13 protein-coding genes and 2 pseudogenes are annotated in these 19,351 nt (G+C 73.9%); 5 read left to right on the top strand and 10 right to left on the bottom strand.

Annotated elements, in window-relative coordinates; translation table 11 throughout:
- Positions 1 to 2: 2 nt before the first annotated feature.
- Positions 3 to 1,241: an ATP-binding protein gene (locus E1165_RS06550; protein ID WP_132388739.1), complete on the bottom strand. Its 1,239-nt coding sequence runs from the start codon at positions 1,239 to 1,241 to the stop codon at positions 3 to 5.
- 196 nt (positions 1,242 to 1,437) lie between these two features.
- Between E1165_RS06550 and E1165_RS06545 the strand changes: the two genes are divergently transcribed.
- The 3 genes and pseudogenes from E1165_RS06545 to E1165_RS06535 all read left to right on the top strand — a co-directional run bounded on the left by E1165_RS06545 (position 1,438) and on the right by E1165_RS06535 (position 4,934).
- The gene (locus tag E1165_RS06545) at positions 1,438 to 2,967 is read left to right on the top strand and encodes a PspC domain-containing protein (protein WP_132388737.1); all 1,530 of its coding nucleotides are present in this window, start codon (positions 1,438 to 1,440) and stop codon (positions 2,965 to 2,967) included.
- Positions 2,964 to 3,224 (top strand): annotated as a pseudogene (locus E1165_RS30660) (hypothetical protein); the annotation flags it as partial. The gene E1165_RS06545 and the pseudogene E1165_RS30660, both read left to right, overlap by 4 nt.
- A 462-nt stretch (positions 3,225 to 3,686) precedes the next feature.
- On the top strand, positions 3,687 to 4,934 hold the full coding sequence (locus E1165_RS06535) for a phosphatidylserine decarboxylase (RefSeq protein ID WP_132388733.1): 1,248 nt from the start codon (positions 3,687 to 3,689) through the stop codon (positions 4,932 to 4,934).
- Between the two features lie 54 nt (positions 4,935 to 4,988).
- On the opposite strand, the gene E1165_RS06530 is transcribed toward E1165_RS06535, so the two are convergent.
- From E1165_RS06530 to E1165_RS06520, 3 genes are all read right to left on the bottom strand, one after another.
- Positions 4,989 to 5,921, bottom strand: a complete 933-nt coding sequence (locus tag E1165_RS06530) for a phosphatidylcholine/phosphatidylserine synthase (RefSeq protein ID WP_132388807.1) — start codon at positions 5,919 to 5,921, stop codon at positions 4,989 to 4,991.
- A gap of 346 nt (positions 5,922 to 6,267) precedes the next feature.
- Complete coding sequence (locus tag E1165_RS06525) at positions 6,268 to 7,182, bottom strand: NUDIX hydrolase (RefSeq protein ID WP_132388731.1); 915 nt, start codon at positions 7,180 to 7,182, stop codon at positions 6,268 to 6,270.
- A gap of 109 nt (positions 7,183 to 7,291) precedes the next feature.
- Positions 7,292 to 8,239, bottom strand: coding sequence for an NUDIX hydrolase (locus E1165_RS06520; protein ID WP_132388729.1), 948 nt, complete (start codon positions 8,237 to 8,239; stop codon positions 7,292 to 7,294).
- A gap of 144 nt (positions 8,240 to 8,383) precedes the next feature.
- On the opposite strand from E1165_RS06520, the pseudogene E1165_RS29770 reads away from it, so the two are divergent.
- Positions 8,384 to 8,737 (top strand): annotated as a pseudogene (locus E1165_RS29770) (PspC domain-containing protein); the annotation flags it as partial.
- Positions 8,738 to 8,855: 118 nt separating this feature from the next.
- Here E1165_RS29770 and guaA read toward each other — a convergent pair.
- Both guaA and E1165_RS06505 read right to left on the bottom strand, forming a co-directional pair.
- A complete protein-coding gene (gene guaA, locus E1165_RS06510) occupies positions 8,856 to 10,409 on the bottom strand; it encodes a glutamine-hydrolyzing GMP synthase (protein WP_132388725.1) in 1,554 nt (517 codons plus the stop codon).
- A gap of 126 nt (positions 10,410 to 10,535) precedes the next feature.
- Positions 10,536 to 12,233, bottom strand: coding sequence for an FAD-dependent oxidoreductase (locus E1165_RS06505; protein ID WP_132388723.1), 1,698 nt, complete (start codon positions 12,231 to 12,233; stop codon positions 10,536 to 10,538).
- 138 nt (positions 12,234 to 12,371) lie between these two features.
- Here E1165_RS06505 and E1165_RS06500 point away from each other — a divergent pair, with 138 nt between their 5' ends.
- A complete protein-coding gene (locus tag E1165_RS06500; RefSeq protein WP_132388721.1) occupies positions 12,372 to 13,481 on the top strand; it encodes an LCP family protein in 1,110 nt (369 codons plus the stop codon).
- Between the two features lie 6 nt (positions 13,482 to 13,487).
- On the opposite strand, the gene E1165_RS06495 is transcribed toward E1165_RS06500, so the two are convergent.
- The 4 genes from E1165_RS06495 to guaB form a co-directional block, all read right to left on the bottom strand.
- A complete protein-coding gene (locus tag E1165_RS06495; RefSeq protein WP_132388719.1) occupies positions 13,488 to 14,951 on the bottom strand; it encodes a M1 family metallopeptidase in 1,464 nt (487 codons plus the stop codon).
- A 103-nt stretch (positions 14,952 to 15,054) separates the two neighbouring features.
- Positions 15,055 to 16,467 (bottom strand): M1 family metallopeptidase, encoded by a 1,413-nt coding sequence (locus E1165_RS06490; protein WP_132388717.1) that lies wholly within the window; start codon positions 16,465 to 16,467, stop codon positions 15,055 to 15,057.
- Positions 16,468 to 16,515: 48 nt separating this feature from the next.
- Positions 16,516 to 17,634 (bottom strand): GuaB3 family IMP dehydrogenase-related protein, encoded by a 1,119-nt coding sequence (locus E1165_RS06485; RefSeq protein WP_132388715.1) that lies wholly within the window; start codon positions 17,632 to 17,634, stop codon positions 16,516 to 16,518.
- A 27-nt stretch (positions 17,635 to 17,661) separates the two neighbouring features.
- Positions 17,662 to 19,224, bottom strand: coding sequence for an IMP dehydrogenase (gene guaB / locus E1165_RS06480; protein ID WP_132388713.1), 1,563 nt, complete (start codon positions 19,222 to 19,224; stop codon positions 17,662 to 17,664).
- Between the last annotated feature and the right edge of the window lie 127 nt (positions 19,225 to 19,351).

Here is a 19,351-nt window from a genome sequence, read left to right as displayed (position 1 = left end):
GGTCATCTGTCCCTTTCCGCTGTGGAGCCGGTGCCGCTGATCGGCAGGATCAGCCGGACCTCGGTCCCCTCCCCCGGCCCGGAGCGGATCTCCGCCCGGCCACCGTGCCGCTTCATCCGCCCGACGATCGATCCTCGTACGCCGTGCCGGTGGTCCTCCACGGTATCCGGGTCGAAACCCTTGCCCCGGTCGCGGACGAAGACGCTCACCTGCTCCGGCTCCACCTCGGCGTAGAGCGACACCGTCGCCACCCCGGCGTGCCGGGCCGCGTTCACCAGCGCCTCCCGGGCCGCCGCGACCAGCGCCCCGACCCGCTCGTCGGTCTCCCGGTCGCCCACCACCACCGCCTCCACGGTGATCGCGAAGGTGTCCTCCACCTCGGCGGCGGCCTGCTCCAACGCCGCCGCGAACCGTTCCGTCGGCGAGCCGGTGGGCTTGTACAGCCAGTTACGCAGGGAACGTTCCTGGCCCCGGGCCAGCCGCTGCACCGTCTTCACGTCGGTGGCGTTGCGCTGGATCAGGGCCAGGGTGTGCAGCACCTGATCGTGCACCATCGCGGCCAGTTCGGCGCGCTCCTGCTCCCGGATGCGCCCCTCCCGCTCGGAACGCAGCTGGTTCCACGTCCGCCACAGCACCGGCCCGGCCACCACCCCGACCCCGGCCAGCCCGACCAGCGCGAAGATCACACCGTTGACCACCGCGTCGACGTTCTGCATCGGGGAGTACACCGCCGCCACGCCGATGATGCCGACCGCGACCAGCAGCCCGCCGCCGGCGAACCGGAGCACGAAGGAACGCCGGTCGCTCTCCTCCACCACCGCGCCCAACCAGGGCACCGGCATCGCGCCACCCCAGTGTCGACGGCGTTCCGGCGCGGACTGGTGCCAGATCACCCCGGCGCCCACCGCGATGATGGCCACCAGCCACCCGGCGGTGCCCGTGGCGCCCACCGAGTCGAAGACCATCACCTGCACCAGCAGCACACCCAGCCCGATCAGGACGAAGGGCAGCAGTTGGGCGGGGTCCCGGCGGGGCGGTACGGCGGTGTCACCGGGGCGCAGCGGCACCACCGCCCAGAACGCCGCGTACAGCAGCAGCCCCAGGCCGCTGAGCCCGAGCAGGATCATGAACGCGACCCGTACCCGCAGGACCGGGATGCCGAGATGGTCGGCGATGCCGGCGGCCACGCCGGCGGCCAGCCGGTGTTCGGGCGCCCGGTAGAGGCGGGGTGGCGGCGTCACGGCGTTGATCGGAGGCTCCCGGTGACGGAGGGTGCGACAGGCACGCCGGACGGTCCCGGCGCCGGCTCGATCGTCACACGGCGTGCCGCCCCACCACCACGGGGACGCCCCCGACATCCGCGCCCCCGGGATCTCAGGGTGGGGTCAGGGTCGGATCCGGAGGACGTTCGCAACGGCGACGCAGCAGGATCGAGGCATGACCGAGCAAGCTGCCCCGACGCCCCGCCCGGCAGCCGGCGGATGGGACGCACCCGCCACCGGACCCGCCACCGCGCCCCCGGGCGGCGCCGCACCGCCGACCGCGGGGCCGATCCCGGCGCCACCGTCCGGCAGCGCCGGCTTCACCTCGCGGTACGGCCTGGTCCGCCCGCGTGAGGGCCGTTACCTGGCCGGGGTCTGCGCCGCCGTCGGCCGGGCCACCAACACCGACCCGGTGCTCTGGCGGGTGATCCTCGCCGTGCTCGGTTTCTTCGGCGGCATCGGCATCCTGGTCTACGTCGCCGCCTGGCTGATCATCCCGGGCGAGGGTGACAGCGCCTCCCCGGTGGAGTCGATGCTGGGCCGAGGCCGGTCCAGCATGTCCCCGGTCACCGTCATCGTGCTGACCATCCTGGTCGCCGTGAGCTTCGGCTACATCGTCACCGACCCGTTCCGGGCCGTGCTGCTCGGCGCGGCGATCCTGATCGGGGGCGCGCTGCTGCTCAACCGGGACGGCCACGCGCCACGGCCGACCCCGATCCCCGACGGGGTGAGCCCGCCGGCCCCGGCCACCGCGCCACCCGGTCCGGTGCCGCCGGTCAGTTATCCCGCGCCCGAGCTGTTCACCCCGCCGCCCGCACCGGCCATGCCGGTGCCACCCGGGCCGGCCACCGGGGTGACGCCGCAGGAGCGCACCGCCGAACTCCCGGCCTGGTCACCGGCGACCCCGTACCCACCGGCACCGGCCGACGCCGGGTCGGGTTTCCCGGGCCTGCCGTCGGCCCCGGTGCCGCCCGCGCCCGCGGTGGCCGCCCCACTGCCACCCGGCTACCGGCAGCCGTTCGCCCCGCACGGCCCGTACGCCGGATCGCCCACACCGCCACCACCGGTGCGGCCCCCGAAGCCGCCGAAGCGACCACGGGAACGGTCCGCGCTCGGCGCCGTCACCTTCTCGTTGATCTTCCTGACCCTGGGCGTGGTCGCGATCCTCGACCTGCTCGGCGTCTTCCCCATCGGCGCCGCCGCGTACTTCGCGGCCGCGCTTGCCACCATCGGTCTCGGGCTGCTGGTCGGCACCTGGTTCGGCCGGGCCCGCTGGCTGATCGCGTTGGGGCTGGTCACGGCGGCGGCGCTCGGTGTGGCGACGGTGGCCGAGTCCTACGACCGGATCCGCGGCGTCGACGGGAACGTCACCTGGGCCCCGACCGACCGGCGCGACCTCGCCGACCGGTACGAGAACAGCTTCGGCGACGCCACCCTGGACCTGCGCGGGGTGGACCTCGACGGGCAGGACGTCCAGATCGCCCTCGTGGTCAACTTCGGTCAGGCCACCGTCGTGGTGCCACCGAACGTCGACGTCACCACGATCACCGACGTCAACGCCGGGGAGGCCACCGTCTTCGGCCGGCGGTCGCCGGGGAACGGCCGGTCCCGCGAGTTGGTCGACCTGGGCCCGGACGGGGCGGGCGGCGGCAGGCTGCGGCTCTACGTCCACGTCAACGCCGGCAACCTGGAGGTGACCCGATGAGGGCGCACCGCACGGACCTCGTCTCGTTCTTCTTCGGGCTGCTCTTCGTCGGGTCCTCACTCTGGTGGCTGCTCGCCCAGATCCTCGGGCTCGCCCTGCCGCCGGTCGGCTGGTTCCTCGCCGGTGCGTTGCTGTTGATCGGGCTGCTCGGCCTGGTGGGGGCGCTGCGCTCGGGCCGGCACGACCGGCGGCGGGACCGACCGGCGGCGACCGGAACGGACGTACCGGACGCCGAGCCGGCCGGAGACGGCGACCGGCTTGCCCCCGACCCGACCCGGTTCGACGGGCCGGGCACCGACCCGGCCGGTGACGGCGAGGTGACCGCCGCGGACATCCGGCTGACCGGCCCGGACGAGCCGTCGGCCCCGATCTGGAGCCCGGACGGCACCGACGAACGCGGCCTGCGGCCCGACCAGTACCCGGCGGTGCCCGACGGGGCCGACGAGTGGCCCACCGGGGCGGTCGTCGACCGGCCCGTCGAGGCGGTGGAGGACCGGGCCGCCGACGCGCCGGAACAGGGACCCCGGTCGGCCCGGTGACCGGCCCGTCGGCGGGACGGCGACGTCCCCCGCCTGAGCACGGCGGTGCGCCCGCCGGCCACCGGCTCGTATGCTGGCCCGTGGAGATTCCGCCCTCCACCGGCCGGCCCGCCGCGCCACCGGCGGCCACGGCCGAGCCGTCGCGATGCCCGTCTCTACCCCGTCAGGAGCCCGCCCGACATGACCCAGTCCCCCGCCGTGCGCACCCCGGTCCGGTCCGGTCCGGTCCGCATCGGCGAGCGCGCCGCCCGTACCCTCGTCGCCGAACTCGCCCGGCGTAACGACCCGAAGGCCGCCCTGCTGGTCGGCGCGACCGCGGGGTCCGCGGCGCTGGCCGCGGCGATCGACGCGCTGCTTCCCGGCGACACGCTCACCGTGGTGCCGGCCGAGTCCGCCGACGCCGCCGAGCTGCGCGAGCACGTCACGGCCCAGGGCCGCTGGGTGGCCGACCGGGTACGCGTCGTCGACTCCCTCGCCGAGGCCGACGCCGCCGAGGTGGTCATCGCCGCCGAGCCCCTGGCCGGCACCGCCGAGCAGGCCCGGGCGACCGTCGACGGCCTGGCCAAGTACCTCACCGACGGTTCGGTGCTGAGCGTGTCCGCGCCGGTGTTCCGCACCGGGGGGGCCGCCGCCGAGCTGGACCGGCAGGGGGTGCTGCACGGCGTCCGCACCGACCTGGTGCTGCGCAACTCCCCGCCGGTGCGCGTGCACCACCTGCGCTTCACCCCGGCCAGCCCGGCACTGGCCGCCCGCCTGGCGCCGGCCCACCGGCCCTCCAGCGTGCCGCTGACCCGTGGCATGCACATCGACTCCAACGGGGTCGCCGCGGCCGGCATCGCCCTCGGGTTGGCGGCGGCGGCGAAGGTGGCCCGGCCGAAGTCGAAGCTCTGGCTGCTGCCGGCGCTGGCCGCCGCTCCGGTGGCCGCGTTCTTCCGGGACCCCGAGCGGGACGTCCCGGAGGACCCGTCGGCCGTGGTCGCGGCCGCCGACGGTCAGGTGCTCTCCGTGCAGCGGCTGCACGACGAGCGTTTCGGCGACGGCGAGTGGTTGCGCGTCGCGGTCTTCCTGTCGGTGCTGGACGTGCACGTCAACCGGGCCCCGGTGGCCGGGAAGGTGGTCGACTACTTCGTCGCCGACGGTGGTTTCGTCAACGCGATGAAGCCGGACGCCGAGCACAACGTGGCGGCGTACACGGTGCTGGACACCGCGCACGGCACGGTCGTGGTCGCGCAGCGTACCGGGTTGATCGCCCGTCGGATCGTGCAGCGGGCACCGATCGGGGCGCTGTTGGCCAAGGGTGAGCGGTTCGGGCTGATCCGGTTCGGCTCGCGCACCGACGTCTACCTACCGGCCGACGCCGCCGAGCCGATGGTGGGCCCGGGTGACCGGGTGGTCGGCGGTGCCACGGTCATCGCCCGTTGGCGCTGACCTCAGCAAGCAGGGGCACCGCTCGTGCGGTGCCCCTGCTGCGCGGTACGGCGGTCAGGCGGTGCGGCGCTGGTGCAACCAGAGCAGCGGGCCACTGACCAGGTAGCCCACCACCACCAGGGCGAAGGTGAGCCGGATGTCGACCAGCGCGCCGATCACCGGGGCGAGCCAGACCCACGGCGGCAGCTTCAGCAGCCGGGCCAGCTTGGCGTACGGGAAGCTGGAGACCATCGCGAAGGCGAGCAGGGCCACCCCGGCGATCTGGACGACCGGTGGCAGCGGCAGCCCGATGGCGACCGTGAGGGCGAGCACCGCCGCCGCCATGGTCGTCGGGACGCCGCAGAAGAACCGGCCGTCCTTGGGCGAGACGTTGAACCGGGCGAGCCGGATCGCGGCGCAGCCGGCGACGAGGGCCGCGGCCACGGCGGCGGCGCCGGTGGGCGCCGACCCGGCGAGTGAGGCGTAGACCACGACCGGGGCGGCCAGGCCGAAGGAGCACATGTCGGCCAGCGAGTCCATCTGGGCGCCGAACGGGCTGGCCACGCCGAACCTGCGGGCGAGCGCGCCGTCCAGGCCGTCGAAGGCCACGCAGGCGATCAGCAGCAGCGCGGCCACCCGGGTCTCACCGGCCATGGCCACGAAGATGGCGTTGATGCCGAGCATCAGGCTGGCCACGGTGCAGGCGTTGACCAGCGCGAACTTCACCCGGCGGGCGGCGGTGCGCTCACCGGGCAGCAGCGGGATGGTCATCGCCGGCGACTCGTCCACCGGTGTGGCGGGGGCGAGGGCGGGGCTGACCGGCATGACCGCTTCGATCTCGGCCCGGCCGAGCGGGAGGTGTCCCCGGCCGAAGCGGTTGAGGCCGTAGCGGCGGCGGGGCCGGTCGGCGAGGCGCTCGGGGAGCACCAGGTTGGTGGCGGCGTCGCCGTCACGGCGGCTCACGCGGACCAGCAGCACCTGACGGGCGAACGTGCTGCTGCGGCGCAGGGAGCCCGCCCAGCGACGCCCTGCGGGGCGCGGACTGTCAGTCGTACGACGCCGGCGCCATGGGGCTCTCGGCACGTTTCCTCCATCACCGGATCGGCTGGCCGCCCCGTGGGGCGGGTGTCCGGCTGTCTCGTGCCGGACCACTGTCGGCCCGGCAGCCGTCGAAGCGGAGTACACCATTACACAGGGGAGTGGTGGTTGGCGATAGCTGCCGGCGGTACTTATATCTCCGTTAACCGCGCAAACCGCTCCGTTGTTCCCATCTCGGGCTGCATCGCCCGTTATCTCTGCCAACCTCACATCCGACTGTACCGGAGCTGTTCCGGACTGGCCCGTCGGGCGGGCGCTACCGCCCCTGTTGTCCGGTTGCCATCGCCGCCACGTCGGTCAGCGGCAGGCCGGTGAGCTGGTCCGGGGTGAACCAGGCGGCGTCGGCGGTGGATCCGCCGGCCAGCTCGGTGACCACCGCCTCGGTGGGCGCCGGCACCAGCACCCGGTACACCACCCGGACCGCGTGCCAGTCCAGCGGACGCCCTTCCGGACCGCGAGCCACAGGGTTGTGCAGATGACCGACTGTCACCAGGTCGACTACCGTGCCGAGCTGTCCGGACTCCTCCACCAGCTCGCGCAGCAGGCCGGCGGCCGGTTGCTCACCGTGATCCGTGCCGCCTCCGGGGAGGTGCCACTTCCCCGCGCCCGGGTAGCCGGCGGCGATCCGGGTCAGCAGGATCCGGTCCTGCGGATCGGTGGCCAGCCCGTACGCGGCGAAGCGCTGCCGCCGGTCGGCGGGCGGCGCAGCGACCTGCCCGGCCGGCAGGGCTCGGGGCAGACCGGCCGGCAGGGGCGCCACGGGCAGGCCGAGCAGTTCGGCGGTGAACGGCATCAGCGGCAGCGCGGCGGCCTCGTCCGGGGTGACCCAGGTGAGCGCGTCGCTGCCACCGGTCGGCTCGGGGCGGAGCTCGCCCCCGGACGCCTCGACGTCGAAGACCAGCCGGTCGGTGTGCACCGCGACACCGGCATCACGGAAGGTGGTCACGTCGGCGACGGCGGCCCGAGGTCGGACCACCTCGACGGCCAGCCCGGTCTCCTCGGCGAACTCGCGGACCGCCGCGGCGACCGGATGCTCCCCGTGCCGGATGCCCCCACCCGGCAACTGCCAGACGCCCGGGAACGGGCACGCCGCCGAACCGCGCGCAAGCAACACCCGCCCGCCGGAGTCCCGGAGCACCCCGTAGCTGCCCACCCTTCGCCGCGTTTCCACCCGTCCACTCTCCCCCGCCCCGCGTCCACCACGTCGATCGTGAGGTTAACGGGAGCGGAGCGGACATCCTCGACACCGGACGAGCCCGCGGGGAGAGGTGGATCGGCGGTCAGGTGAGGTTGGCGGCCTGGACGGCTTCGGCGGTGACCTCGGTCAGGCGCTCCGCCGGAAGTGCGCCCAACTCCTCCCGGCCAAACCAGCGGGCCTCACACGTCGAACCACCTACATCGGCGACCGTGGGCGGAGCGGGCTGGTCGACGATCACCCGGTAGAACGCGCGTACGCCGTGCCAGTCGATCGGATAGCCCTCCGGGCCGAGCGAGGCGGCGTCCCGGTGGCTTGCCACCCCGAGCAGCCCGACGAGGCGACCGGTCTGGCCGGTCTCCTCGACCAGTTCCCGGATCAGCGCCGCACCGGGCTGCTCGCCGTAATCCGTGCCACCGCCGGGCAGGTGCCAGCAGCCGGCCCCCGGGTACCCGTCGGAGACGCGGGTCAGCAGCACCCGGCCCTGCGGGTCCGTCACCACGGCGTACGCGGCGAACCGCTGGGCGCGGTGCAGGCCGTCCGGGCCGGGCACGGCGTAGAAGGAGGGGAACTCCGGTGGCTCGTCCGGGACGATGTCGGCCGAGGCGGCCGGCAGCCCCAGGGCGCGCGCGGTGAACGACCGCAGTGGCAGCTCGCGCGCCTCGTCGAGGGTGTACCACCGGGCGAGGTCGGTGGGACGGTCCACCCGGTCGGTCAGCGTGCCGCCGCGCACTCCGACCCGGTAGATGAGGCGGTCGGTGTGGATGGTGATGCCTCGCTCGGGCAGGGCGCGCATGTCGGCGAGGACGTCGTCGAGGCCGGAGACGGCGACCGACAGACCGGTCTCGGCCGCGGTCTCCCGTACGACGGTGTGCTTCGGATCCTCACCGTGGTCGACCGCCCCACCCGGCAGGGACCACACGCCGGGGGTGCCGGAGCGCTCCGACGCGCGGACCAGCAACACTCGGCCGACTGAATCAGCACAGACTGCGTATGCCGCGATCCTGCGAAGCGGCTCCAGCAAGGTGGTCACGAGACGAAATTGTCCCCGCGACCGGTTACCGCCATCGAAAACTGTCAGATTCCTGACTCAGAACTGGACCATCAGGGATCGGTCCGGGTAAGGATCCGGGCAGTCACCGAGGTGGTCCGGCCGCCCGATGCGGACCGTGGAGGCATGACCTCGACAACCCCTCCCCAGGCTCCGTACAAGCAGCTCCGCCGGCCCACCACCGATCGGATGGTCGGCGGTGTGGCCAGCGGCCTCGGCCGGTACTTCGCCGTCGACCCCACCCTGGTCCGGGTGGTGTTCGCCGTCGCGGCCCTGGCCACCGGCGGGATCGCCGCGCTGGCGTACCCGATCATGTGGTTCCTGATGCCGGAGGAGCCGCCCGGCGCGCCCGCCTGGCCGCACCCGACGAACGCCGCGCCGCCGGCCCCGCCGACCGCCTGGCCACCCGCCGGCACGCCGGCACCCGCGACCTGGCCGGCGGCCACGCCCGACCCACAGGACCCGACGATGCCGGTCGAGACGATCCCGGCCGGCCGGCCCACGCCGGAGCCGGCCACCGAACCGATCCCGACCGGGCGACCGACCCCCGAGCCGGAGCCCCGGCCGGAGCCTCAGCCACCGGCCGGCTGAGGCGGGATCACTCCCACTCGATGGTGCCCGGCGGCTTGCTGGTGACGTCCAGGACCACCCGGTTGACCTCGGCGACCTCGTTGGTGATCCGGGTGGAGATCCGGGCGACCACCTCGTAGGGCAGCCGCGACCAGTCGGCGGTCATCGCGTCCTCGCTGGAGACCGGGCGCAGCACCACGGGATGCCCGTAGCTGCGCCCGTCACCCTGCACACCGACGCTGCGCACGTCGGCCAGGAGCACCACCGGGAACTGCCAGACGCCCCGGTCCAGGCCGGCGTTGCTCAGCTCCTCCCGGGCGATCAGGTCGGCCTGGCGCAGCACCGCGAGCCGCTCCTCGTCCACCGCGCCGATGATCCGGATGGCCAGGCCCGGACCCGGGAACGGGTGCCGCCAGACCATCGCCTCGGGCAGGCCCAGCTCCAGCCCGAGCGTACGGACCTCGTCCTTGAAGAGCGTGCGCAACGGCTCGACCAGGGCGAACCTCAGGTCCTCCGGGAGACCGCCGACGTTGTGGTGGCTCTTGATGTTGGCGGTGCCGGTGCCGCCACCGGACTCGACCACGTCCGGGTAGAGCGTGCCCTGCACGAGGAACTCCACGTCGCCGCGCGAGGCGATCTCCCGGGCGGCGGCCTCGAAGACCCGGATGAACTCCCGGCCGATGATCTTGCGCTTCTGCTCCGGGTCGGTGACCCCGGCCAGGGCGCCGAGGAACCGCTCCCGGGCGTCGACGACCCTGAGCTTGATGCCGGTGGCCGCGACGTAGTCCTTCTCCACCTGCTCGGCCTCGCCGGCCCGCAGCAGGCCGTGGTCGACGAAGACACAGGTGAGCTGGTCGCCGACCGCCCGGTGCACCAACGCGGCGGCGACCGCCGAGTCCACGCCGCCGGAGAGGCCACAGATGACCTCCTTGTCGCCCACCTGCTCGCGGATCCGGGCGACCTGGTCGTCGATGATGTTCTCGGGCGTCCAGGTCGGCTCGATGCCGGCGATGTCGTACAGGAAGCGCTGGAGCATCTCCTGGCCGTGCGCGGTGTGCCCGACCTCCGGGTGGAACTGCACGCCGGCCCGCCGGCCGGCCAGGTCCTCGAACGCGGCGACCGGAGCGCCCGCCGACTCGGCGGTGACGGTGAAGCCCTCGGGGGCCTCGGTCACGCAGTCGCCGTGGCTCATCCACACCGGCAGGTCGTCCGGCAGTTCCCGGAGCAGCACGCCGGCGTCCGCGCGGGCGCGCAGCGGGGTGCCGCCGTACTCGCGTTTGCCGGTCCTCGTGACCGTGCCCCCCAGGGCCCGGGCCATTGCCTGGAAGCCGTAGCAGATGCCGAAGACCGGGACGTCGGCGGAGAACACCCCCGCGTCGATCTGCGGGGCACCGGGGGTGTAGACGCTGGACGGGCCGCCGGAGAGGATGATCGCCGCCGGCTTCTTCGCCAGCATCTCCTCCACCGGCATCGAGTGCGGGACGATCTCCGAGTAGACCTTCGCCTCGCGCACCCGGCGCGCGATGAGCTGGGCGTACTGGGCTCCGAAGTCCACCACGAGGACGGGGCGAGGCGTGCTCATGTGCAGAAAGCCTACCGACAGTCACCCCCGCCCCCGGCACGGGCCGGGCCATGGGCGCGCCGCGGCGTATCGCCGCCGCTCCGGACCGGCGCGCCGCACCTGGTCCGACCCGCCGACCGGGCGGGCTCAGGGGCGCAGCGCGCCGGGCGCGCCCGCCGGGACCGCCGGGTCGCGCGGCGGCACCGCAGCCACCCGGCGGTACGGCGAGCCCAACGGCGGGCGCGGGTCGGCCTCGCCCCGGTTCGGCCAGAACGACATCGCCCGCTCCGCCTGCGCGGTGATCGTCAGGGACGGGTTGACGCCGAGGTTCGCCGAGACCGCCGCGCCATCGACCACGTGCAGCCCCGGGTGGCCGTACACCCGGTGCCACGGGTCGACCACCCCCTCGGCCGGAGACGCGCCGATCACCGCCCCACCGAGCAGGTGCGCCGTCATCGGGATGTCGAACGGCTCGGTCAGCGCGCCGCCCGGCGTACCGTCGATCTCCTCGGCGAGCAGCCGGGCCGCCCGGTTGCCGGCCGGGATCCAGGTGGGGTTCGGGGTGCCGTGCCCGGGACCGGAGACGAGCCGCCGGCCGAACGGGCCGCGCCGCAGTCGCGTGGTGAGCGAGTTGTCGGCCGACTGCATGACCAGGGCGATCACCGTCCGCTCCGACCAGCGTCGGACGGAGAGCATCCGGGCGGCCAGTGCCGGCTGCCGGAGGATGTCGCCCAGCCAGCGACGGGCCCGGTGCGGGCCACCGTCGACCAGCAGCGACTGGAGCAGGCCCATGGCGTTCGAGCCACGGCCGTAGCGGACCGGCTCGATGTGGGTCTGCGGGTCGGGGTGGAACGAACTGGTGATCGCCACCCCCTGGGTGAAGTCGAGCCCGCGGGCACGGGCCTGCCGGGGCCCGACCGACGCGCCGAGGATGGCCTCGGAGTTGGTCCGGGTCAGCTCGCCGAGGCGCGGGGAGAGCGCCGGCAGCGCCCCGGTCGCCTTCATCTCGTGCAGCAACCGCTGGGTGCCCAGCGCCCCGGCGGCGAAGACCACCTGGTCGGCGTGGACCACCTGGCGGCGGCGACGCGGCCAGGCGCCGGTGCGCGCGGTGTGCACCGCGTACCCGCCGCCGGGCCCGGGCCGCACCGCGGTAACCGTGGTCAGCGCACGGACCTCGACACCGAGCCGTTCGGCCAGCCAGAGGTAGTTCTTGACCAGGGTGTTCTTCGCCCCGTGCCGGCAGCCGGTCATGCACTCGCCGCAGTGGGAGCAGCCGGTGCGCTCCGGGCCGACGCCACCGAAGTACGGGTCGGCCACCCGCTGGCCGGGCCGGCCGATGTACACGCCCACGGGGGTGGCGTGGAAGGTGTGCCCCACCCCCATCCGCTCGGCCACCGCCCGCATCGCCCGGTCCGCCGCCGTGGTGACCGGGTACGTGGTGACACCGAGCATCCGCCTGGCCTGGTCATAGTGGCGGGCCAACTCGTCGCGCCAGTCGGTGATGTCGCGCCACTGCGGGTCGGCGTAGAACTCGTCGAGCGGCTCGTAGAGGGTGTTGGCGTAGACCAGGGAGCCGCCACCCACCCCGGCGCCGGAGAGCACCAGCACCCCGCCGCCGGCCCGCCGCTCGGCGGAGCGGAGCAGGGTGATCCGTTGCAGGCCGTAGCAGCCGAGCTTCGGGGCCCACAGGAAGCGCCGGACCCGCCACGAGGTCTCCGGGAACTCGTCGTCGGCGAAGCGCCGCCCGGCCTCCAGCACGACGACGCGGTACCCCTTCTCGGCGAGCCGGAGCGCGGTGACGCTGCCGCCGAAGCCGGAGCCGATGACGACCACGTCGTACCGCATGAAGGCATCATTACCGGCGGGTAGCCATCGCGCCAGTACCGGTTTCGGGTGACCATGCGGATGACCGGCCGATCCGGTGGCCGTGGGCCCGCAACCCGGCCGGCCCGTCGGAGCGTTGTACAGACGGGGGTGTCGGGGATGGCTCAGGACGCGGGGTCGGCACGGCGGGCACGGGCGCTGCTGCTGGCCGCCCTCGCCGCGATCCTGCTGGTGCTGGCCGGCAGCCTGGTGGCCACCCGGCTGGTCGGCCGCGACGAGGCGCAGCCCCCACCCGGCCCGACCGGTACGCCGCCCGCCGGCACGCCCAGCCCCACCCCACCGCCGGGGGCCGCCGACGTCACCGGCCCACTCAACCTGCTCCTCGTCGGCGTCGACACCCGGGTCAGCGTGCCCGGCTGGGAACCGCACGCCGACTCGGTGCTGGTGCTGCACGTGCCGGCCGGGCTCGGTCGGGCGTACCTCTTCTCGCTCCCCCGCGACCTGCTGGTCGACATCCCGGCCTTCCCGCCCGCCGGCTACCGGGGTGGGCGCACGAAACTCACCCACGCGATGAGCTACGGCAGCCGGGTGCCCGGCCGACCGCGCCAGCCCAGCGCCACCCAGGGGTACGAGTTGCTGCGCAGCACGGTCGCCGGTTACACCGGGCTGCGCGTCGACGCCGGCGCCGTGATCAACTTCCCGGGCTTCGCGCGCCTGGTGGACACCCTCGGCGGGGTGGACCTGTACGTCGACCAGCGGGTCGTCTCGATCCACCGCAGGCCGGACGGCAGGCACCGTGACCCGGCCCCCACCGGCGGGGGCTACGTGGGGCCGCAGATGGTCTACGAACCGGGCGAGCGGCACCTCAACGGCTGGCAGGCGCTGGACTACGCGCGCCAGCGCTACATCACCGGCGGCGACTACGCCCGCCAGCGGCACCAGCAGCAGCTCGTCAAGGCGCTGGCCACCAAGATCCTCGACGAGGACCTGGCGCGCCAGCCGGACCGGGTCGAGCAGGTCGTCGCCGCGCTCGGCGACACCCTGAACTACCTGGGCGGCCCCCGGATCGTCGACCTCGCCTACGCCCTCGGCGGGCTGAGCCCCGACCGGCTCACCCTGGTCGGGCTCCCCGGCAGCGGCGTCGGCAAGGGCAGCGGCTACCGGGGTGAGCAGCTCACGTCGGTGGGCACCGGTTTCCTCACCGCGCTCGCGGCCGGCGACGCCGAGGCGTACCTGGCCGCCCATCCCACGCTGCGGGTGAAGAGGTAGCGCGTCTCAGAGCTTCACCGGCCGGGCCGGTCGCTTCGTGCCGTACAACCAGGCGTCGAAGAGCGCGTCGAGCTGCCTGCCGGAGACCCTCTCGGCCAGCGCCACGAACTCGGCGGTGGTCGCGTTGCCGTCCCGCTTCTCCGCCGCCCAGGTCTTGACGATCCGGAAGAACGCCGGGTCGCCGACCGCGACCCGCAGCGCGTGCACGGTCATCGCGCCGCGTTCGTACACCGACCGGCTGAACAGGTTGGGCACCCCGGGCCTCCCCGGCGGCGTGCTCCACACCGAGGCCGGCATCCCCGAGTAGCGCCCGTCGAACGCCTGCTTCGCGGTGCCCCGGCCGCTGTGCTCGTTCCACAGCCACTCCGCGTACGAGGCCAGGCCCTCGTTGAGCCAGATGTCGCGCCACCTCGTCAACGCCACACTGTTGCCGAACCACTGGTGGGCCAGCTCGTGCGCGACCACCTCGGTGTTCTCGCCCCGGCGGAAGAAGCCGGCGGAGTAGACCGGGCGGCTCTGCGTCTCCAACGCGTACCGGACCCGGGGATCGGAGACCACCACCCCGCCGTACGCGTCGAACGGGTACGGCCCGAAGACGCTCTCCAGGTAGTCGGCCACCCGTACGGTCTGCGCGATCGACCGGTCCGCCGCCCCCCTGGGCAGCGTGGTGGTCACCGCGCTCCACACCGGACGCCCCTTGTGCTCCCCGGTGGTCAGCCGGAACCTCCCGATCGCCACCATGCTCAGGTAGCTGGCCATCGGGTCCCGCTCGGCCCACTTCCAGGTGGTCCAGCCGCCCGCGCTGCTCCTCCCGCCCGGCACGCCGTTGCTGACCGCCGTCAACCCGTCCGGGACGGTGATCTCGAGGTCGTAGCTGGCCTTGTCGGAGGGGTGGTCGTTGACCGGAAACCAGGTGCTCGCCGACTCCGGTTGCCCCAGGGCGATCGCGCCCTCGTCGGTGTGCAACCAGCCGCCCTCGCCGAGCACCTCGTTCTTCAGCGCCTTCGGTTTCCCCGCGTACCTGATCTCGGCGACGAAACCGTTGCCCGAGGTGAGCCCGGCTGCCGGGGTGACCACCAGTTCGTTCTTCTCCTGCGCGTGGGTGGCGGGGGCACCGTCCACGGTCACCGCGCTGACCGCGAGGCCGGCCAGGTCCAGGTGGAACGACGCCAGGTCCGTGGTGGCCGCCGCCCGGACCGTGGTCACCCCGCTGAGCTGGTCGGTACGCGGGTCGTAGCGGACCTTGACCGTGTAGGCGGCCACGTCGTACCCACCGTTGCCGTAGGTGGGGAAGTAGTCGTCGCCCGCGCCGGCCGCGCCCGGCCGGTAGTCGCGCGACGGGGTCGGTGCGGCGCCAGCCGAGGGTGACACCGCCGGTCCGGCGTCGTCGGACTGGCAACCGGTCAGGCCGAGGCCGGCGGCAGCCACCAGGGCCAACCCGACCGACAGGCTCCGTCGTACCCCGCGCATGGCGTGTTCCTCCCCCGTGCCGGGCGGTGGCGCCGAGCCACCGCCGACCGGCGTCGCGGGCCGGTCGCCGGGGCAGCGTACCGAGTGGGGACGCGGCACCGCGTCAGGGCAGGGCGGGCGCGGAGGCGCCGGAGAGCCAGGCGTCCAGCAGCGGGCGCAGCGACCGGTTGGCGACCCGCTCGGCGTGCCCGACGAAGTCCGCGGTGGTGGCGGTGCCGTCCCGCCGCTCCGCCGTCCAGCCGCGCAGGATCCGGAAGAAGGTCTCGTCGCCGACGGTACGGCGCAGCGCGTGCACGGCCAGGGCGCCCCGCTGGTAGACGCCGTCGCCGAACATCTCCGCCGGGCCCGGGTCCAGCGACGGCTTGGACCAGTCGATGGTGGCGTACCGGCGTTCGAAGGCGCGCTGCGCGCTCGGGCCGCCCTGGTGCTCCGCCCACAGCCACTCGGCGTACGTGGCGAAGCCCTCGTTGAGCCAGATGTCCTGCCACCTCGCCAACGCCACGCTGTTGCCGAACCACTGGTGGGCCAGCTCGTGCACGACCACCGACGGGTTCGGTTCGCCACGCCGGAAGAAACCCGGCCCGTAGACCGGGCGGGACTGGGTCTCCAGCGCGTACCCGATGCGGTCGTCGGCGACCGCGACACCCCCGTACCCGGCAACCGGGTACGGCCCGAAGCGTGCGGCGAGGAAGTCGGCGATCTCGCCGGTGCGGGCCAGCGACCGGGCCGCCGGCCCGTCCGCCGGCAGGTCGGCCGCGACCGCCGTCACCATCGGCCTGCCCTGGTGTGTGCCGGTGCGCACCCGGTAGTCGCCGATGACGAGGAAACTCAGGTAGCTGGCCATCGGGACGTCCTCACGCCACCGCCAGGTGGTCCACCCGCCCGCGGTGGTCCGGTCCCCCGGTACGCCGTTGCTCAACGCCTCCAAGGCGTCCGGCACGGTCACCTCGATGTGGTAGGTGGCCTTGTCGGAGGGGTGGTCGTTGACCGGGAACCAGGTCGCCGCCGACTCGGGCTGCCCCAACGCGATCGCCCCGTCCTCGGTGTGCAGCCAGCCGCCGCTGCCCAACACGCCGTCGCGGACGGCGGTCGGCACCCCGGCGTAGGCGACCTCCACGGTGAACCCGGCGCCCTCGGGTACCCCGCGCGCCGGGGTGACCACCAGTTCGTTCCCGTCGCGACGGTGCCGGGCGCCGGCTCCGGAGACGGTGACCTCGGAGACGTCCAGCCCGACCAGGTCCAGGTTGAACCGGGACAGCGGCGCGGTGGCGGTCGCGGTGACCGTCGTCCGCCCGGTCAGCCGGTCGCTGGCCGGGTCGTAGCGCACCGCCAGCCGGTACGCGGAGACGTCGTAGCCGCCGTTGCCACGGCCCGGGACGTACGGGTCACCGGCGTCGGCCGCGCCGGGCCGGAACCCGTCGCGGTCGTCGCCGTCGTCGGTGCAGCCGACCAGCACCAGGGCCGCCACGACGGCTGCGGCGAGAGCGGGCCGGATCCGGGCGGAGAGACGACGCACCGGCCGAGCCTATCGGCACGACCGGCGCGTCGGGATGATTTGTCCGGGTCAGCGGTCCAGCACCAGGCCGACCTTCTGGAACTCCTTGAGGTCGCGGTAGCCGCACTTGGCCATCGCCCGGCGCAGCCCGCCGAAGAGGTTGAGCTGGCCGTCCGGCTCGTCGGCCGGGCCGAAGAGCAGCTGCTCCATCGAGCCGAGCGGCTCGCCGGCCACCTCGAACGCGCCGCGCGGCAGCGACGGGTGGCTGGCCGCCGAGTGCCACCAGGCACCGCCGGCCGGGGCCTCCGCGCAGAGCGAGAGCGCCTCGCCGAGCATCACGGCGTCCGCGCCGCAGCCGAGCGCCTTGGCGATGTCGCCGGAGGTCTGGATGTCGCCGTCGGCGATGAGGTGCACGTACCGGCCGCCGGTCTCGTCGAGGTAGTCCCGGCGGGCCGCGGCGGCGTCGGCGATCGCGGTGGCCATCGGCACCCGGATGCCGAGCACCGACTCGGTGGTGGACCAGTCGTCGCCGCCGATGCCGACGATCACACCGGCCGCGCCGGTACGCATCAGGTGCAGCGCCGTCTTGTAGTCGGTGCAGCCGCCGACCACCACCGGCAGGTCGAGGTCGGCGATGAACTCCTTGAGGTTCAGCGGCTCGTCGGTGGTGGAGACGTGCTCGGCCGACACGATCGTGCCCTGGATGACCAGGATGTCCACGCCGGCGTCGAGGATCACCGGGGCGAGCGCCAGGGTGTGCTGAGGGGAGACCCGGACGGCCACCGTGCCGCCGCCGGCCCGCAGCTCACGCACCCGCTCGGCGATCAGGTCGGGGCGGATCGGCTCGGCGTAGACCTCCTGGAGGCGCTTGGTCGCCCGGGCGTCCTCGTCCAGGCCGGCCAGCTCCTCCAGGACCTTGGTCGGGTTCTCGTACCGGGTCCACAGGCCCTCGACGTTGAGCACTCCCAGCCCGCCGAGCTGACCGAGCCGCACCGCCGAGGCGGGGCTCATCGTGGCGTCGGAGGGGTGCCCGACGCAGGGAATGGCGAACCGGTACGCGTCGAGCTGCCAGCTGGTGGAGACGTCGTCGACGTCCCGGGTCCGGCGGCTCGGCACGATGGCGATGTCGTCCAGGTGGTAGCCGCGCTGCGCGGTCTTGCCCAGCCCGATCTCGACCACGTCACGCATGGGGCACTCCAGGTGGTTGGGGGATGGTCAGCGGGTGTGGTAGTTGGGCGCCTCGACGGTCATCTGGATGTCGTGCGGGTGGCTCTCCTTGAGCCCGGCCGCGGTGATCCGGATGAGCTGGCCGCGCCGGTGCAGCTCGGGGATGCTCTCCGCGCCGACGTACCCCATCGCGGCGCGCAGCCCACCGATGAGCTGGTGGGCGACCGTGGAGAGCGGCCCCCGGTAGGGCACCTGACCCTCGACGCCCTCGGGGACGAGCTTGTCCTCGGCGAGCACGTCCTGCTGGAAGTAACGGTCCTTGGAGTACGACTTGGCCTGGCCGCGGGACTGCATCGCGCCGAGCGAGCCCATCCCCCGGTACGCCTTGTACTGCTTGCCGTTGATGAAGATCAGTTCGCCGGGGCTCTCCTCGCAGCCGGCCAGCAGGCTGCCGAGCATCACCGTGTCGGCGCCGGCGACCAGCGCCTTGGCGATGTCTCCGGAGTACTGGATGCCGCCGTCGCCGATCACCGGGACGCCGGCCGGCCGGGCGGCCCTGGCCGCCTCCATGATCGCCGTGATCTGCGGTACGCCCACCCCGGCGACGATCCGGGTGGTGCAGATCGCGCCCGGGCCCACCCCGACCTTCACGCCGTCGGCGCCCGCGTCGACCAGCGCCTTCGCGCCGGCGTAGGTGGCCACGTTGCCGCCGACGATGTCGATGGACACGTCCGCCTTGAGCCGCCGGACCATGTCCAGCACGGCCCGCTGGTGGCCGTGCGCGGTGTCCACGATCAGCACGTCGACGCCCGCGTCGACCAGCGTCCGGGCCCGCTTGTACGCGTCCTCGCCGACGCCCACGGCGGCGGCGACCCGGAGGCGGCCGGCGTCGTCCTTGGTGGCGTTCGGATACTGCTCGCTCTTGGTGAAGTCCTTGACGGTGATCAGCCCGCGCAGTCTCCCGGAGCCGTCGACGATCGGCAGCTTCTCCACCTTGTGCTGGCGCAGCAGGGCCAGCGCGTCGTCCTTGCTCACCCCGACCGGGGCGGTGACCAGCGGCGTCCGGGTCATGATCTCGCGGACCCGGGTGGCCGGGTCGGAGACGAACCGCATGTCGCGGTTGGTGACGATGCCGACGAGCTGGCCCTCGCCGTCGACCACCGGCACGCCGGAGATGCGGTAGCGCCCGCACAGCTCGTCGACCTCCCGGAGGGTGTCCTCCGGGCTGGCCGTCACCGGATTGGTGATCATGCCGGACTCGGAGCGCTTGACCAGGTCGACCTGGAGCGCCTGGTCCTCGAGGGAGAGGTTGCGGTGCAGCACGCCGATGCCGCCCTGGCGGGCCATCGCGATCGCCATCCGCGCCTCGGTGACGGTGTCCATCGCGCTGGACAGCAGCGGCACCGTCAGCTCGACGTTGCGGCTCAGCCGCGTACGGGTGTTGACCCGGCTGGGCACCACGTCCGACTCGCCGGGCTGGAGCAGCACGTCGTCGAAGGTCAGGCCGAGTGGCACCACCCGCGCCGAACCGGCCGGCAACTCCGGCAGGTGACCGCCCGGCTCGCCGTGGTCGGCGGCGCCAGGAAGATCGGTGCTGGGCGAATTTTCCACGATTGCTCCCCTGAGCTGCTCGGACGGGCTTCAGCGAGGTGGCGCGCGGGCACCGGCGCACGCCGGAGTGGCGGCGTGTTCGGTTCATCGTACCCACTGAGCTGCGCGGGCCCCGGCGGTGCCGGCG

Origin of the sequence: Micromonospora sp. KC723 (assembly GCF_004348595.1) — a bacterium.
Classification (GTDB): Bacteria; Actinomycetota; Actinomycetes; order Mycobacteriales; family Micromonosporaceae; genus Micromonospora.
The sequence above is the reverse complement of the archived record's forward strand: the minus strand, read 5'-3'. Positions and strand labels throughout refer to the sequence as shown.

Bases quoted from the DNA above. Each gene is read 5' to 3' on its own strand.
- E1165_RS06545 (WP_132388737.1), top strand. From the start codon at position 1,438: ATGACCGAGCAAGCTGCCCCGACGCCCCGCCCGGCAGCCGGCGGATGG.
- E1165_RS06535 (WP_132388733.1), top strand. From the start codon at position 3,687: ATGACCCAGTCCCCCGCCGTGCGCACCCCGGTCCGGTCCGGTCCGGTC.
- guaA (WP_132388725.1), bottom strand. From the start codon at position 10,409: ATGAGCACGCCTCGCCCCGTCCTCGTGGTGGACTTCGGAGCCCAGTAC.
- E1165_RS06505 (WP_132388723.1), bottom strand. From the start codon at position 12,233: ATGCGGTACGACGTGGTCGTCATCGGCTCCGGCTTCGGCGGCAGCGTC.
- E1165_RS06500 (WP_132388721.1), top strand. From the start codon at position 12,372: ATGGCTCAGGACGCGGGGTCGGCACGGCGGGCACGGGCGCTGCTGCTG.
- E1165_RS06495 (WP_132388719.1), bottom strand. From the start codon at position 14,951: ATGCGCGGGGTACGACGGAGCCTGTCGGTCGGGTTGGCCCTGGTGGCT.
- E1165_RS06485 (WP_132388715.1), bottom strand. From the start codon at position 17,634: ATGCGTGACGTGGTCGAGATCGGGCTGGGCAAGACCGCGCAGCGCGGC.